This is a genomic window from Xenorhabdus sp. PB61.4 (assembly GCF_963894935.1).
In the GTDB taxonomy this organism is placed as follows: domain Bacteria; phylum Pseudomonadota; class Gammaproteobacteria; order Enterobacterales; family Enterobacteriaceae; genus Xenorhabdus; species Xenorhabdus stockiae.
Genome location: NZ_CAWQJR010000169.1, coordinates 17,744 through 34,452 on the forward strand (window position 1 = coordinate 17,744; position 16,709 = coordinate 34,452).

The 16,709-nt window shown below is 46.7% G+C and carries 10 protein-coding genes; 3 read left to right on the forward strand and 7 right to left on the reverse strand.

Translation table 11 applies throughout. From position 1 onward, the window contains the following. The 6 genes from AACX68_RS12725 to AACX68_RS12750 all read right to left on the reverse strand — a co-directional run bounded on the left by AACX68_RS12725 (window position 1) and on the right by AACX68_RS12750 (window position 6,049). Window positions 1-897 (reverse strand): PTS system mannose/fructose/sorbose family transporter subunit IID, encoded by an 897-nt coding sequence (locus AACX68_RS12725; RefSeq protein ID WP_228859394.1) that lies wholly within the window; start codon window positions 895-897, stop codon window positions 1-3. Then, window positions 887-1,678, reverse strand: coding sequence for a PTS N-acetylgalactosamine transporter subunit IIC (gene agaW, locus AACX68_RS12730; protein ID WP_228859395.1), 792 nt, complete (start codon window positions 1,676-1,678; stop codon window positions 887-889). Before agaW ends, AACX68_RS12725 begins: the two co-directional genes overlap by 11 nt. Window positions 1,679-1,689: 11 nt before the next feature. Then, complete coding sequence (agaV, locus tag AACX68_RS12735; protein ID WP_228859396.1) at window positions 1,690-2,172, reverse strand: PTS N-acetylgalactosamine transporter subunit IIB; 483 nt, start codon at window positions 2,170-2,172, stop codon at window positions 1,690-1,692. A 23-nt stretch (window positions 2,173-2,195) separates the two neighbouring features. After that, window positions 2,196-3,398, reverse strand: a complete 1,203-nt coding sequence (locus AACX68_RS12740) for an SIS domain-containing protein (protein WP_228859397.1) — start codon at window positions 3,396-3,398, stop codon at window positions 2,196-2,198. Further along, complete coding sequence (locus tag AACX68_RS12745) at window positions 3,395-4,690, reverse strand: D-tagatose-bisphosphate aldolase, class II, non-catalytic subunit (RefSeq protein ID WP_228859398.1); 1,296 nt, start codon at window positions 4,688-4,690, stop codon at window positions 3,395-3,397. Before AACX68_RS12745 ends, AACX68_RS12740 begins: the two co-directional genes overlap by 4 nt. Window positions 4,691-5,215: 525 nt before the next feature. Beyond that, complete coding sequence (locus tag AACX68_RS12750; RefSeq protein ID WP_228859399.1) at window positions 5,216-6,049, reverse strand: alpha/beta fold hydrolase; 834 nt, start codon at window positions 6,047-6,049, stop codon at window positions 5,216-5,218. Between the two features lie 856 nt (window positions 6,050-6,905). Here AACX68_RS12750 and AACX68_RS12755 point away from each other — a divergent pair. The 3 genes from AACX68_RS12755 to lhgO are packed head-to-tail and all read left to right on the forward strand — an operon-like array spanning window position 6,906 to window position 11,164. Beyond that, a complete protein-coding gene (locus AACX68_RS12755; protein WP_099126180.1) occupies window positions 6,906-7,961 on the forward strand; it encodes a TAXI family TRAP transporter solute-binding subunit in 1,056 nt (351 codons plus the stop codon). Between the two features lie 55 nt (window positions 7,962-8,016). Next, window positions 8,017-9,981, forward strand: coding sequence for a TRAP transporter permease (locus AACX68_RS12760; RefSeq protein ID WP_228859400.1), 1,965 nt, complete (start codon window positions 8,017-8,019; stop codon window positions 9,979-9,981). Further along, on the forward strand, window positions 9,974-11,164 hold the full coding sequence (gene lhgO / locus AACX68_RS12765) for an L-2-hydroxyglutarate oxidase (protein WP_228859401.1): 1,191 nt from the start codon (window positions 9,974-9,976) through the stop codon (window positions 11,162-11,164). Before AACX68_RS12760 ends, lhgO begins: the two co-directional genes overlap by 8 nt. 61 nt (window positions 11,165-11,225) lie before the next feature. Here the strand turns inward: lhgO and AACX68_RS12770 are convergent, their stop codons facing one another. Continuing rightward, window positions 11,226-16,301 carry an RHS repeat-associated core domain-containing protein gene (locus AACX68_RS12770; RefSeq protein WP_228859402.1) on the reverse strand — a complete coding sequence of 1,692 codons (5,076 nt, stop codon included), beginning with the start codon at window positions 16,299-16,301 and terminating at the stop codon, window positions 11,226-11,228. Window positions 16,302-16,709: the final 408 nt, after the last annotated feature.

Sequence of the window (16,709 nt, forward strand, 5' to 3'; positions counted from 1 at the left end):
TTATAAAAATCCCACCAATTTACCAACAACCCCAAATACGGCTGTGATACCGATAAGTTTTACTGGCGAGAAACCGCGTTTCATCAGCCAATAAACCAGCAAAGTAAAGGTGAGAGGCAACAAATTCGGCATCAGCTTATCGAGGACGTCGGTCTGCAATGCGATTTTTGCCTCACCAGCCTTCATAACAAAAGGTGTCGAAAGATGGACATAAGAAGCAACAAGCGCGCCAATAACCGTCATACCGACAATCGAAGCAGCATGGGAAATGTTTTTTGTATGAACTTTCAGCATGGTTATCGCTTTGGTGCCGGTGTGATAACCGTAATGCGCCAGACCAAAACGCAGCGCAAAATGCACAATATTGAACATCAGAAGGAACAGAATGGGTCCCAGAATACTGCCCTGTAACGCTAATGACGCTCCGATGCCCGCACAGATTGGCAGTAATGTTAACCAAAACAGTGCGTCACCTATCCCGCCTAATGGTCCCATCAGGGCAACTTTTACCGCGCGGATAGTGGAAATTTTCTCTTTACTACGCTCCATCGCCAACACCAGACCGGACAGGAAAGTCACGTCAAACGGATGGACATTGAGAAACTCCATGTGCATTTTCATCGAGCTAGTCAAATCATCGGGGTTTTTGTGGATCTTACGCAACGACGGGATGAGCGTGTAGAGCCAGCCTCCGGCCTGCATACGTTCATAATTGAAAGAAGCCTGTAACAGCAAAGAACGCAGAGCCATGACGTTGATTTCACGTTTAGTTAAATCTTCTGCCGGTGTCATATCGATATAGTCATCACGATCTGCCGAGTTGCCATCCTGAACGATATCCTTTCCATGCTTGCGACTTTTTTCAGACACTGCCTTATCCAGTTTATTAAATGCCATCTTGCATCTCCTCTGCGGAATTTGACTGTGATGATGTACCTTGCGTATTCCCATTATCGTCACGAGTGCGATTGAAAAAATCGATTAAAGCAATTGCGAGTGCACCCAACGCGATAGCAATGATCGGCAATTGCAGGAAAGTGACTGAAATAAAACCCAGAATGAAATAAGCCACATAGGTTTTTTTCATCATGACTTTCATTAACAGAGCAAAACCAATAGCCGGCATCATGCCCCCCGCAACGGAAAGACCATCAAGCAGCCATTTTGGTGCTTGTTGTACAACGGCTCTGGCAGTATCTGCACCAAAGTAGATAGGCAGGAAAGCAACAATAAAATAGAAACAGAACAGGATAATGAGACCGAAATAATTAACCCATTCTATTCCACGCCAGTTGCGTTTTTTTGCCATCTGATCACATTTGTGCATCATCGGTGAGTAGACGGTAAACAGCAGTGTTATACAGCCTTGCACAGCGATAGCAAAAGGCACTGCAATACCCACCGCGACTTTAGGATCTGCCTGTGTGAGAATGGCAAAAGTCGTTCCGATTATCCCGCCAATCACGACATTGGGAGGTTGGGCTCCCGCCAAAGGAACCATTCCCATCCAGACAAGTTCTAACGCGCCACCAACTAATAACCCGGTCTGGATATCCCCTAAAATTAGTCCGACCAATGGCCCGATAACAACCGGGCGGTGGATATGTGTCAATCCGTTGAATAAATCAATCCCTGCAATCCCTGCCAGTATTGAGATCAAAAGTGCGTCAACAAACATATTCACTCTCCTCAGTTCAGAAGATTAGCGATATCTTCACCCGATTCATCCGGTACACGGCGGATTTCACAGGGAATACCCCTTTTTTGTAGTTCGATAAAAGTCTCAATATCCCCTTTATCAACAGCAACTGTTTTATGGATCTGCTTTTTTCCTTCTGAAAAATGCATATTTCCGATATTTACAAAATGGATTGGAACATTACCTTTTACAAGCGTCAGCACATCCTGCGGTGTTTTACAAACGATGAAAATTTTCTGCCGCTCAGCAGCCTTATGAATAACATCAATCGTTTTTTGCAGAGTAAAATAGCGGGTCTGGACACCATCAGACATCACCATGTCCATAAGAGACTGCTGAACAAGATCATTTGCTGCTTCGTCATTCGCCACCACAACCAGATTGGCACCCAGAGAATTTGCCCAGGTAACGCCAACCTGCCCGTGTATCAAGCGATTATCGATACGGGTTAATAGGATATTTGGGGTAGACATGAGAACTCCTTTTACTATTCTGATTAGGTATAGTCTGATCGGGTATAGGGATAAATCTGAACGCCTTTTACTACCCGGTTAACTTCACCTGTCGGGCATGGGTTATCGGGAGAAAGGCCAAGCGCCAGTGAGGTTTCAAAACCCAGTAACTGAAAAAAAAGTAAATATGGGAAAATAAGCCAGCTATCCGGTAAATCAGCGGGAATTTCCAGAGATTCAGGATGAGGCTGACTGGTTAGGACGATGATTTGTTTTGCCAGACCATCGCGCCTGAGTTCATTGAGCAAATCGATATCATAACGGCGGCAATGAGGATCAGCGGAGAGCATAACAACCACTAACGTATCATGATCAATCATAAACTTCGGCCCGTGCCGTACCCCCATGCAAGAGTCATAACGTGTTGCTATCCGGCCTGCGGTTAATTCCAGCATCTTGAGTGCACCTTCTTCAGCAATACCCGCAAAACCGGCAGTGCCCAGCGCAATCATTCGCTTGAATCCCAGCCCGATAATTCGCTGGATCAGCGGTTGCCAGCCAGGTGCCTGTGTTTCACACAGCGCGGCTACTCTTTCCAGAGCGTCTTTTTGCTTTGTCATATCAAAAGTCCGCTCACCCAGAAGTAACAGCGTTGCCATTGCCATACAACTGAAACTTGAAGTCATGGCAAAGCTACGATCGTTGGCCCCTTCCGGCATAATTAACGAACAAACATGCTTTTTGTTCTCTGCATAACGAGCCAGTTCCCCTTCCGGGTTACAAGTCAGGATCAGATGGTGACAATCAGCCAGGAGAGAATCAGCCAGTTGAATGACAGCAATACTTTCAGGACTGTTACCAGAACGGGCATAAGAAACCAGTAAAGTGGGTTTATTCGTATCCAGATATTGCAGGGGAGCAGGGACAATATCAGTGGAGGCAACGGCCTGAATATCAGGCCCGCATTTATTTCCGTCATCGAATTTCGCACCAGACCACCAAATTTCACGCAGATAGGGAGCAATCGCCTTCCCCACAAAAGCCGAAGACCCCGCTCCACACAAAATAATCTGTAAATCCGGCTTTATGAGCAACTGCCGGAGAAAAGGTTGCCAGAATGGCTGGCTGTGTTGTAGTTCATGATACAGAGTACGCCACAATCTGGGCTGATGCTGGATCTCTTCCGCTGTATGATGTGCCTGATGTTCAGTCAACCACTGAGTTGAATGAGGGAAAAAATCCGTCATAATGCAGTCCCTCCAGCTTCACAAGCCTCTGCGTAATCCTTCAGTACCTGTCGGATTTTATCCATAACCCATACTTTGGGATCATCATAGGCAAGACTGCCAGCATTAATGGCTTTAGCCTGTTCAGGCAGGTACTGGCTTATCATGGAAAGAGGGAGAGGCCTGCGCCGCAAGTTAGAGAGCAACTTTTCGACAGCAGATTCAACTGCAGAATTGGCCCAGTAGTAGCGGATGCGATCACTCAAACTATATTGGCGATCAAGATACTGTTCATGAGCATTGCCTTTATAGTACGAACGCCAATATTCCGGCTGATTGCACATCACCTGCTCCAGAGTTTCACGTAAGTGAACAGCCTCTGATTCTCCATTCCATTCGCGATCCAGCTTATCAAGGGCAAACAGCCCTTCCCGCAAGGCAAAGGTCAGTGCCGGTCCCACTTTCAGAATGGCAAAGTGATCACGAACCAGATTGCGATAAGTTTGTGGCGTCTGGTAATCCGTTGAATGAGCTTCATAAACAATATTCGATTGTGTCGCGATATACTGACTGAGTGAATACGCTTTTTCCGGTTGATAATGTTCAATTTGGTGATTACCGAACTCAACACCCGGCTGCACAACCAATGCAATGACTCGCGGCCAAACGTGTGCCAGATGTGCTTTCACCCATTCTGCCCGATGAATTTTCAGTGTAGATGCCGCAGAAACAGGGGTGGTCACCTGCATTTCATCCACAACGTCTTCCGTCGTTCCTCCCGGTACAGGAACTTCTGTGCCAATCACATAAACCGGTTTTTCACCCCCATTGTTCTGCCAGCTTTGTTCGGCAGCCAGACAAAGACGAGCTGCCCGTTGAGCCACAATGTCATCAGTCAATGGAACAGGGTCATCGGCGCAGGACATGGAGCAATCGAGATGAATTTTACGAAAGCCAGCAGCGACGTAATCATAAATAAGGGTTTCTGCAAGTGTCATCGCTTCTTCAGCAGGTTGATCCTGCCAGGCGTTAGGCCCCAGATGATCGCCTCCCAACCATATTTTTTCTCTCGGAAAACCGACTGAATCTGCGATATCCCAGACTCTATTACGAAAATCAGCGGGCTTCATTCCGGTATAGCCACCGAACTGGTTAACCTGATTGGATGTGGCTTCAATCAATACGTGAGTTCCCCGTTCTTTAGCGAACCGGAGTGCACTTTCCAGTACCCAGGGATGAGCGGAGCAAATAGAGTAAATGCCGACTGATTCACCCGATTTATGTCGATGGATAAGCTGTAATAGCGATTGCATAATGTTTCATGTCTCCAATACCTTAAATAGACTAATTTTTAGTGTCATTCTTAATCCCGACTACTGCACTACACGGCGCTTATGGGCTTGAATAATCAGTATGTTGGGCAAAAAGTGATAAGCAAAAATGACGGGAGAAAATGATTAAGCATTGGTATTAATAACACGGAAACATTACAGCAAAGGAAAACAACTGAAACTGTGATCCTGATTAAAAGTTTATTTTTTCGGAAAGGTATGGAAAAAATACTTATTTTTCACATAAAAACAAAACATAATTTCTTTTAATAATTTTTAACCAAATATTTATAATTGGGATATTCAATAAGCTAGAAAATTTATGTCAATATTAAACGATATATTTTGTCGAAAATTAATAAGAAAAATTACAGAATTGTCCAAGTGACGGAAATCACAAAACAATAAAAAGTCTCATATGTCTGACTAATTTTAGGCTGGGCATTTACATGAATATATCCAGATAAATAATGCAGGTAATTCCCAGCCGCTAATTAAACGAATAGATTAAAAATCACAAAGAAAATCAGCCAGTATAGGATTAAATCGGGTCGGAGCTTCCCAAAACGGAGCATGATCCACACCCGCTAAACTAATAACCTGATCCTGCCAAAGATTTTGGTAATTCAGGCCTTCGATATATTGCGCATTGATGAACGGATCTCCGCTCCCATTGACGATAGCCAAAGGTATTTTGCTTGTTTCAGCTAATAATCGTTGGTCTGTTGCCTGTGGAGAAGTAAAGGCTTCAAACATATACTGGCGTGATAAACCATCCGTTCTCGCCACCGCATCAAGAATAAACTGATCATGAGGCGCATTAATACCTACTGTCTCATAGGCATAATTTTTCACATCCTCTTCAGTAAAATCAGCCTTACCTGCAAGCCCCATATGTTCGCTCTGACGAAAACCAAGTGCGACATTATCTTTACCGGCGGCTACAGGTGGTGTACCACAAATCATCAACCCAATCATTTTGGGAAACAGAGCCAGCATCTCCAGCCCGATATGCCCGCCTAATGACCAGCCGAAAACAACAACTCTGTTTATGCCGATCTTTTCCAGTACTTCAATAACAGTATGGGCATAGGCAGGCATTGAATATGCCTTACGGGGCTCACTGGCATTGGAAGATGCCCCGTGCCCCGGTAAATCAAGAGCCAAAACCCGATAATTCTTTTTAAAGTACTCTACTTGATGGCAAAATATTTCTTTACTACTTGAATTGCCATGTATAAACAAAACAGGTAACCCGTTACCGCCAGAATCCGATACTGAAATACGCGCATAACGGGTTGATACATCATAGTAGTGAATACCATTGTGTGTAGCAGCCATGATTTATCTCCTGATGAGGTAATAACAGAGTAGTCTTTATATAGGGAGAAGTTATTAACGACAGGCCTTCATAAAATTAACATGACTCTACGGTATTTTTACTCGCATCTCAATGAATAACATTCATATACAACTGATTTTTTTCATCAATGATTTTTAAATAAATAATATAAACAATCGATTTATCAATATCATTTATAGTTTATACCTCTCTTATTTTAAGTTTACTTCTTATTATTTAAAATAAAGGGATCCATAGCCAAAGAAAATGAGATAAATAAATTTCATGACATTCATCTTAAGAATAAATTTAGGCACAGTGAAAATTATGTCACTTAGATAAAGATTCGGTAATAAAAATTAAAACAGCAATAATTTATTATTTATAATTAATATTTTCTCATCACATCACCCTGAACTATAAAATCATTAAAATAATGATAGATTGTTTAGAAAAAATAGGGCCAATCACCAAGATACCATTCGACACTAAAAAAATGCCCTTACCATGCCAACTATCAATAATGTTTAAATACGCAAAACCATAGATACTTCATTATTATTAACTGAATTATTTAATTGATCATGGTTGATATTTTTCGCATTAATGAAGATGTAAATTAATGAAATTGATAAAGACGTGACTCCGTTCAAATTTTCACAATAAAACCCCGTAAAATCATTAGATTTATGATTGTGGCAATTATATTTATATTTTACCTTCTTTATAACTCATTAAACTATCTCATAGCATAATGCAGTCATTTACAAAAAGAAAAACAGATAAGTTCATACTTACGTTAACTATAAATGAAACACCACATCATCAATCACACAATTTTCGGTAAACCCTATTATGTCAGTCACAAAAATATTAACACCCAAAAGAACAAAAGCACTGTTGGCAGTCATCGCTGCTATTGCCTTAATTTTCATGGCTATTATTGGAAAAATGAAGAATGCCGATAAACGATTTCTTTCCGTTGCCACGGCATCCACAGGAGGAACCTTTTACCCGATAGGTGTCGGGCTTGCCAATGTGTGGAGTCATCATCTCAAGGATGAAAATATTCAGGTCACAGGCCAGTCTTCCGCAGGTTCAATTGAGAATATTGATTTACTCCAGAAAAATGAGGCACAGCTTGTTATTTTACAAAGTTTGATTGCTGTCGAAGCCTATCAGGGTGTCCGTAATTTCGAAAACCGGCCTTATCAGGATCTGCGTTCCATCTCGGTACTCTGGCCTAATGTCGAACACTTTGTGATGATGGACGACAAAATCAAAGAGGGTACGTTAAACGACATCGCCAATACCCGTTTTTCCGTTGGTCCACAAGCCAGTGGCACAGAGCAATCTACACTGATTATTTTGCAAGGAGTCAACCTTAGCAAGAAAAGTATTAGCCCGGAATATCTCGGCTACAGTGATACCGTTTCCGCAATGCGCGATGGCCGTCTTGATGGTGGCGCGATACCTGCGGGGGTTCCCGCCTCAGCGGTCACGGATATGTACGCCAGCGGTGTCTCTGCCCGTATCCTGAATGTGACCGATCAGCAATTGAAGCAGATTAATGCTATCGCGAATTCCTGGTTTCGTTTTGTTATTCAGCCGGAAACTTACCCCCGTCAAAGTGAAACTGTTCACACGATTGCTCAGCCCAATATTCTGATGACTACTCGTGAGATTGATGAAAAAATCGTTTATGAATTAACAAAATCAATGTTTGAGAACCTGAAAGAAGTTCATCAAATCCACAGCGCCGCCAAATATATTTCCCCGGAAAATGCCCTTAAAGGCGTTGCCGTTCCGCTGCACCCGGGAGCCTACCGATATTACCGGGAAATCGGACTGCCTATTCCTGATGAGCTGATACCGCCGGAAATTCATGCAGCCACAGCCCAACCTCAGTAATGAGCAAATGGTAAGCCTTTTTTCGTCCGATTATGTGTTTTCATAAGGAATCATTATGAGTATTGCGCCATTAACATCGTCTACTGCTGAACTGGATAAGGAATCCGGTTCCGGTAACCGCCATTTAATCAGTCCTTACAAACAGATAGCGACCCTTCTGGCGATCGCTATTTCTCTTTATGCCATCTACGCTAATGCGTTATCTAATACACAGGAATTTTACCGTAATGTGATCTTTCTTGGCGGTATTCTGGTGTTGGGCTTTATACTTTTTCCGGTTTCCAGACAGCAGGCGACAGCAAAACTCAATCTTTGGGATTATCTTGTCATCCTGCTTACCCTGATCATTTACGGTTATTTCTATTTTACTTATATCGATTTACATGTTGTCAGAAACAGTATTCCCAATACCACAGATTATGTGATGGCTATTGTTGGCATTGCCCTATTACTTGAAGCGGCAAGACGAACAACGGGTTATTTCATTCCGGGATTATCTGTTTTCGCTATTGTGTATGCTTTATTCGGCCAATATTTTATCGGCATTTTCGGGCATGCCGGTTTTTCTATCGAGCGTCTGTTATTCCGGCTGTTTATGACCGGTGAAGGAATTTTCGGGATCACACTGTCAACAGCCTCAACAGCAATCATTGTCTTTATCCTGTTTGGCTCATTTTTGAGTGTCAGTGGTGCGACAGCATTGTTCAATGATCTGGCTCTGGCAATCGCCGGACGTCGCAGAGGCGGGCCTGCACAGGTTGCTGTCATTTCATCGGCGCTGACAGGCTCACTCAGTGGGAGCGCAGTTGCCAATGTGGCGACAACAGGGACTTTCACCATACCTCTGATGAAAAGCATTGGCCTGTCGCCACGCTTTGCCGGAGCCGTCGAAGCGGCAGCATCAACCGGCGGTATGATTATGCCCCCTATCATGGGCGCAGCCGCTTTTATCATGGCGGGTTTTCTCGGTATCTCTTACACCACAATTGTACTTGCCGCTATTATTCCCGCACTGCTCTATTACGCTTCCCTGATTATTGCCATTGATTTGGAAGCCAAAAAGCAGGGTTTAAAAGGCATCAGCAAGGAAAGTATTCCACAGGTAAAAGCGGTACTGAAAGCGCGTGGGTTACTGCTACTGCCCCTTTTTATCGTAATCGGGTCATTATTAGCAGGAAAAACACCCATTTATGCCGGCTTCCTCGGCATTATTGCAATTATTGTTGCGAGCTGGATCACGCCGGATACTTCGGTACGGATGACACCTACAAAAATAGCCAATGCCCTGAATGAAGCCGCTCGTGGTGCCATTCAGGTTACTGTTGCCTGTGCTGCTATTGGTATCATTATCTGCGTTGTGACTATGACGGGTATTGGCTCTACCCTTGCTTTCAACATTGTTTCCCTGACGGATAACACACTATGGATGATCCTGCTGGTTGTGATGGTAGTCTGTATCGTGCTCAGCATGGGTTTACCATCCACTGCGCTATATATTGTTGTCGCCGTCACCGTATCACCCATTCTCATTAAAGCAGGGGTTCTGCCCTTAGCGGCACATTTCTTTGTTTTCTGGTTCGGGGCATTATCCAATATCACCCCTCCAGTTGCCCTTGCCAGCTACACAGCCGCCAGTATCGCCCGCTCTGATCCCATGCAGACATCATGGAGTGCTGTCCGGCTGGCTTTACCCGGTTTCATTATTCCTTTTATTCTGGTGTATAACCCGGCGCTATTGATGCAGGGCAGTGAGTTAAGTGTGTTTTCTATTCTTTATATGTTAATAACCGCATTGATTGGCATTTATTCCCTCTCTATTGCCACTGCCAATTTCTGGATGATAAAAGCGCACTGGCTGGAAAGAGTTTTCTTTACGATTGCTGCACTTCTTTTAATTAAGCCGGGCGTCTTAACCGATTTGGCAGGAATGGCGCTGATTATGTTATCCGGTGTTATTCACTTGCTGCGCTATAAGCAATACCGAACAACAGCAATAAGGAAGGAACCGCATAATGTATGATGTGATTATCATCGGGGCAGGGTTAGTCGGGCTTGGTACAGCCAATGCGCTACAGGAACAGCACCCACATTTACGTTTGCTGGTGCTGGATAAAGAAAAATGCGTGGCTACACATCAAAGCGGGCATAACAGTAATGTTGTTCATTCGGGTATTTACTATACGCCCGGCAGTCTGAAAGCCAATCTGGCGAAAAAAGGGAACCAGACGATATATCAGTTTTGTCAGGAACACGGTCTATACTATGACCGTTGTGGCAAAGTGATTGTTGCAACGCAGTTGAAAGAGCTTTCTTTACTGGAAAATATCTATCAGCGGGGTTTGCAAAATGGTCTTCAGGTTAGTCGGTTATCACAGGCGGCTTTGAAGGAGCGTGAACCTTATGTCAATGGCCTTGAAGCCATTCTGGTGCCGGATACCGGGATCGTCAATTATCCGGAAATTGCAGCAAAACTGGCTGAAATCATTCAGATCAGAGGCGGGAATATTCACTGCCAACAATCTGTACAAGCTATCCGGGAACACAGTGATTCTATCGAAGTTCAAACCCAACAACGCACTTATCAGGCAAAATGGCTGGTGAACTGTGCCGGCTTACAGAGTGACAAAATAGCTCAACTGGCAGGCTACGATACTGGTATGAAAATCGTGCCATTTCGCGGCGAGTATTATGTGCTGAATAGTGATAAAAACCATCTGGTCAATCACTTGATTTATCCTGTTCCTAATCCTGATTTCCCATTTTTAGGTGTTCATTTCACCCGTATGCATAATGGCAAACGGGATGTGGGCCCCAATGCGGTACTGGCATTTAAACGCGAGGGGTATCGCCGGACAGATTGTAACCTGCGGGATATGGCGGAAATACTGACTTACAAAGGTGTCTGGAAAATTGCTTCACGTTATTTCAGTGAAGGAATCGCAGAAATGCGCCGCTCATTCTCACATCAGCTATTTACTGAAAATGCCCGCCAGCTTATTCCCGATTTACGTCCTGAAGACATTACTCCGGGGCCAGCGGGTGTCCGTGCTCAGGCAGTCACGCCCGAGGGTAAACTAGTGGATGATTTTCACTTTGTAACCGGTCGCCGGTCATTACACGTTTGTAATGCTCCCTCGCCAGCGGCTACTGCATCATTTGAGATTGGGCGAGAACTTGTAAGACGGTATTTTGAATTAATTTAATGGTAATGATTTTTTAAAAGGCAGCGTATAGTTTAACCACTATGCGCTGCCTGATCACTTATTATAGCAATCGCAGTAAGTCAGCAGCCATTCCGGAGAGATGCGCATCTCTCCATTGCCTATTCCACCCGGATGTCTCCAAGTCACCAACTCCCAAACGTGTATCAATATAACGTTCTTCAGCTTCAGCAATCATATATTCAAGCCTGCGAGTACCTTCCTCATAACGAAATCTACTGATAGTACTAACCGCTGTCGGATTAATTTCATTTATAAATGGTGCATATAGTTCACGTACAGTTACACTTCTAATGTTTATAAATCTTTGTACCGCTCTGCTCCCCGCATTCAAAAGTACTCGATTATCCATTGTTAATCTAATTCCTCCACCCGTTGTCTGATAAGCAAATCCCAGGCGCTGTAGTACGTTAAAATCTTGCTTCATGCTTTCTGTCATCTGAGCGAGAGGAGGAAAATTAAACTGCACTGTTATACGCTCATTACTCATGACTTCCTGTACCCACCCTGCCGCATTTGCTCTATCAAAAGCCTCTAATGTGCTTCTTGCAGTTGTCTCAACTGCCGCTGCTGCACTTGTTGTATTGGCTGTCTCAGTAGCTCTCGTTGTCTCCGCTGCAACTGCTTCTATTGTTCTGGGAACCTCACTTTCTCCCGCAGCAGCAGCCCTTACACTGGAACCAAAACTAAAACTACTTTGTAACTGAGCTTCCACCTGCCGTAACCCACGAACCATTTTACCAAGTACCAAACTACCCATACTGGCCGCCCCGCATCCCATTGAAATCCAGCCCAAAACAGCAGACGCCTGCGGATCACTGTCCTCTGTCGCGGCACTGGCAATCCCGGTCGCCGCCCCTAAAAAACCGATCCCGGCCAAAATCGCCCCGCTCAGCGTCAGGGAAGCCCCTCCCGTTGGAATGGCCGCAGTCAACTCCGCGACCATTCCAAACAGGCCTAACGCTATTCCCAGAATACTGCCCACACTCAGATGTCCACTCGGATCTGTCCGGTTGATCGGATCGCCCAGACAATACGCATACGGGTTCAGTCCCCCGGCTCCGAACGGGCTGAGGCTATCCGGTGCGGTAAACCGCATCAGTACCGGGTTATAAGTCCGGTAACCGTTGCCCAGATGATACCCGCCCCCGGCCGGGTCCTGCCGTTCCCCGTTATAGCCCGGCAAATCCGGGTCACTGTCCGCCTCCGCCTGCTGCCCGTACGGGGTATAACGAAAACGCGATTCTGTGCCCTGATGGTGACTCAACAACACACTACCCGGTTCGTCCGTCCCCAGTAAATGCACGCTGTTATCAGTGACTGTGGCTGTCGGTATTCCCTGAACATGCACCAACCGTGTTACTGTCCCGCTTTCCCGCTGAATTTCTGCCACCCGGCTTGCTCCCTGATAGTACAACTCCCGGGTATCAGCCTTGCCCCGCCGCTGTAATATCAGCAAACTACTGGCATCATAACCGTAAGTACTTTTACTACCCGCGTGCGTGACTGACGCCAGCCGCCCCAACCCGTCATAGGTCAACGTCCGATTCGCCTCATCCATAACTAACCGCCCGGCTTTATCATAAGTCAGCGTAATCGTGGCCGGATAGGCCGGATGGTTATGGGTGATTTTCGTCAGCTGGCAAGGGTCGGCCGGATTAGCGTAATTGAAGTGAGCCATGTCCTGACTACCGTCCGCCAGAGTGGTGAGACAGGTCAGCAGGTTGCCCAGCCGGTCGTAGGTAAACTGCTGGCGGCTCAGAGTCTGCCCATACGCATCCCGCGGGCATTCCGTGCCCGAACAGCGGTAATCCGTCAGCCAGCAGCGAGCAATATCATAGGTGTAATACTCTTCCCGTAACCGTCCTGCCTGTTTAGAATCGGTGATGCGGCTCGCCAGCTGTCCAGCGACAGTATAAGTCTGGCTCAGGGTCAGCACATCTGTCTCGCTGTCAATCTGCCGCCCGATTTCCCGGCTGAAATCATCAAAGGTGATGGTGGTAGTCAATTGCTTTCCGATTGTTTTATCCTTTACCGTCCAGCTGTCTGCCCGTCCAGCCGAGTCATAACGGAGAGTCACAATCACAGCATCATCCACTGCCTCTACCGGACGACCCAGTATATCAAACCGCAGCCGGTGCCATTTCCTAGCCACATCCTTGTAAGCTATTAGTTTACCTCTAAGGGAATAGCGATAAGCCATACTACGGTGGGCTGCTCCTGTACCAGCATTATCAAATTTCACTATTTCCTTTTTGAGCTGCCCGAACGAGGTATAAGTACATTTCTGGATAGACTGCCCAACAACTTCCGCCTGGGTTATTGCCCCGCTCTGAGTATCATAGGTAAACTTCTGTGTAAGATTAGGGGCTTCCACACAAATCGGCGCATTACCCAGCTGTGGTTCATACTGAATCTGCACTTTCTGCCCCAGCAGATCTGTGACGGTCCCCGGCACCGGGCTGCTTCCCTCATAAACCGCAGTCTGGGTCCGGCCACCAACCGTACTTGAAATACCTCTACCAAGACTGTCAAATTCACGCTCGCCGAGCACTTTCTCGTCCACTTCTATTTTCACCACTAAATTGCCAGCACTGAACGGTGCGTAAGTTTTCTTTACCACGGTGCCATCGCTGTACCGGATTGTAGATATCCGGTTAAAGGCATCATAGGTATATTCGGTTTTCTGATTCTGCATATTAAAGGTAGCCCGCAATCGCCCTAGACCATCATACCAGTGGCTTTGCCGGGATACCGGTTTACCCTGACTATCCAGCAAGGTGACCGTCAGCGGTTGATGCCGTATGTTATAGAGGGTTTTCGTGCTCCCAAATTTCAGGTTCCCGGCTTTCGTTGTCTTCAGAGAGATCTGAGTCACCGGATCGTAATTCTGCAAACTTCGCTTACCCGTTGCGTCCGTTATTGCACTGAGCTGCCCCCAATCATCATAACTAGCCTGCTGATTCACCGAAATTTTCTCAAGCTGTGCGGAGTTGCCGGCGGTAGGTAACCAGTCGTGATAAGTCTGACTTGTCACTCGTCCCCAACTATCCCGTTGAATTTCGGTCACCGTCCGACATCCTTTTTTCTCCTTTCCTTTCAAAATAATAGCCTGTTTACTAAGCTGTCCCCGTCCATCAAACCAAGTTCGGCTCTGGTTGCCCCATACATCCGTCCTAGTTGTCATCAGTAAACCCTCATGCTGAATCTCGTAGGCATATTCAATGTCACGGGCGTATGCCGTCCCGGCATTATTCAGCTGCTTAGACAGGCGGCCAAACGCATCATACTCATACAGCGCCGTACAGCCCTGATGGTCCTGCTCAAACCCCACTTTATGGCTGAAGCAGGAGTGGATTTGTACGCTGGACGCCGTCAGACCGTCATGCTCACTCGTCCAGCGCGTGGTTTGTTTCAGGTGCTGTTTATCCAGCTGATAGTGAAAAACCTGTCGCTGGGTATATCCCTGACCGGCGTTCTGCCCGTCATACACCGTCTGCGCAAGGCTATCTACCCGCCCGTAGTGGCGGGAGTGGGGCCGGCTGACATAGCCGGTCTGATGTGTGTGCAACAACTGGCGCTGTCCGGTGTGCCGGTCCACCCGGAACAGACACTGATGCGTCCGCACCACCGCCGCTTTGGTCGCGGTCCCCGGCAGCGTAGGCAGGGAATCATAACGGTAAATCACCTCATGCACCGGCGCATCGTCATAGGCCCCGATGGGGGAAGCCACGCCCGGGGTCACTGTTTTCGATTTCACGTAACGGACAAACCCGTGGGGGTCAGCCGGACAGCCGCAGCAATCGTCATCCAGCCGTGTCACCTCCCCTTTGGCCGGGTAATAGACCCACACCGTGCGGGTGCCGTCCGGGGCAATCTGCAGGGTGGGGTTGCCGGCCGCATCAAACTCAGTCCGGGTCACCTCCTCCCGCTGGCCGTTGCCAGCAATAAAGCGGACTGTGGCCGATTTGGGCAACTGAAACTGGGGCGGCTGCTGCGCAAACTCCGCCCCGATTTGGGCGTAATACTCCGTTTCATGCTGACGTATGCAGTTGTTCTGCTGTACCGTTTCTGAAACCAGCAAATGGTAATTATTGTAGCGCCGGGTAATTTCCCGGACCGCCTGCCCGTTGTCCCAGCGTTCGATGGAGCCGTACTGATAATCGGACAACACGCCGTAGAGATAATCCTGATTGCGGCTCCAGTCGCCCCCCGTCCCGCTGCCGAGAAAGTTGTTCTTCGTATAAGTATACGTGCGGACATTTTCGTCCCCCTGACCGGATGACTGGCTGTGGCGGGTCACATACGGCAAGGCGGCCACCGGCCCCTTAGCCGGAAAACGGTGGCCGTCCTGCGTATACGTCACCGCCTCCAGCAAACCGGTCGGGGCCGTCACCCGGTTTAAAAACTGGCAGTGCAGGTCATAATCCAGTGACCAGATCAACGTCTGCCCGGCCGTCAGGTTCGTGATGGTACTCACCCGACCGTTATGCAGCGCCAGTTCAATTTCATACATTTCCGACATGCCGGGCCAGACGGTCAGCCGGGTCGCCACCCCCGGTATTGTCCTGACGGTCAGCAGCGCCCGGTGTTTTTTATCCAGATCGTAAATCCCCGTCAGGTGGGGCACGGCGCCGGCGGTATAATTCCACTCCAGCTGCAGGCTGTGCCCCAGCGGATTCAGGATCTTCACCGGAACTTTCAGGTTAAACGCATTTTTCGGCCCGGAGAGGATCTCCACCTGACCGGATTTATGGATCACCTGATACGCATCCTCCGCCCCGTTTTTTTCAAACCGCACCACATCCTGCTTATATTGGAGTAAGGTCACGGCCTTATCCGTTTCATCCACTTGATAGCGCTCGCCGGTGGAGAGCTGCAGCATTTTCGTGTCGCTGTCATAGTGGGTCAGCCCGAGGGAAAAACCGAGCCCAAAGCCGATATCCGCTGAATTCAGTGGGCTGTATGCCAGCGCCAGGGTCAGCTCCGGCCCCAGTTGGTTATTGCCGATAAGGTGCGCCACTGGCATCACATAATTAAACAGGCCCGTGCGCGGATCGACACGGCCTGCGGCCGTGCTCTGAAAATTCGCGGCCTGAGAAAAGAATTCAGTGCTCATCGTTATCCTCTTTTTTAATTGAATTAAGACCAGAGAGTGAGCGCGACCAGCGGGATATCATAAATAACCTGATAATATAATATATCTTATTCAAGAACCCCTCAGATAATACTGGTGCATCATATATAATAACTTTTATAAAAACAGAGCCTCCCCATCAATATTATTTAATTCGTGGAGTTTTATTACCCTGACTTTTTCATTTTAATCCGTCGAGAATATTCCCCCTCCAATAGGAGAAATAAGCACATCTCTTTAACTGACTAACGTGGTGGCTTTTTAAATTGGCGCCCTCATAAAACACTACATTAAATTCTAGTTCAACCTTGCCATTTCTCCATTAAAACCCCAATAAAAATAAAAAGCACAAAATTAATTAATACGAATAAAACAAGAATAGAATATATA

Bases quoted from the DNA above. Each gene is read 5' to 3' on its own strand.
- AACX68_RS12725 (WP_228859394.1), bottom strand. From the start codon at position 897: ATGGCATTTAATAAACTGGATAAGGCAGTGTCTGAAAAAAGTCGCAAG.
- agaW (WP_228859395.1), bottom strand. From the start codon at position 1,678: ATGTTTGTTGACGCACTTTTGATCTCAATACTGGCAGGGATTGCAGGG.
- agaV (WP_228859396.1), bottom strand. From the start codon at position 2,172: ATGTCTACCCCAAATATCCTATTAACCCGTATCGATAATCGCTTGATA.
- AACX68_RS12740 (WP_228859397.1), bottom strand. From the start codon at position 3,398: ATGACGGATTTTTTCCCTCATTCAACTCAGTGGTTGACTGAACATCAG.
- AACX68_RS12745 (WP_228859398.1), bottom strand. From the start codon at position 4,690: ATGCAATCGCTATTACAGCTTATCCATCGACATAAATCGGGTGAATCA.
- AACX68_RS12750 (WP_228859399.1), bottom strand. From the start codon at position 6,049: ATGGCTGCTACACACAATGGTATTCACTACTATGATGTATCAACCCGT.
- AACX68_RS12755 (WP_099126180.1), top strand. From the start codon at position 6,906: ATGTCAGTCACAAAAATATTAACACCCAAAAGAACAAAAGCACTGTTG.
- AACX68_RS12760 (WP_228859400.1), top strand. From the start codon at position 8,017: ATGAGTATTGCGCCATTAACATCGTCTACTGCTGAACTGGATAAGGAA.
- lhgO (WP_228859401.1), top strand. From the start codon at position 9,974: ATGTATGATGTGATTATCATCGGGGCAGGGTTAGTCGGGCTTGGTACA.
- AACX68_RS12770 (WP_228859402.1), bottom strand. From the start codon at position 16,301: ATGAGCACTGAATTCTTTTCTCAGGCCGCGAATTTTCAGAGCACGGCC.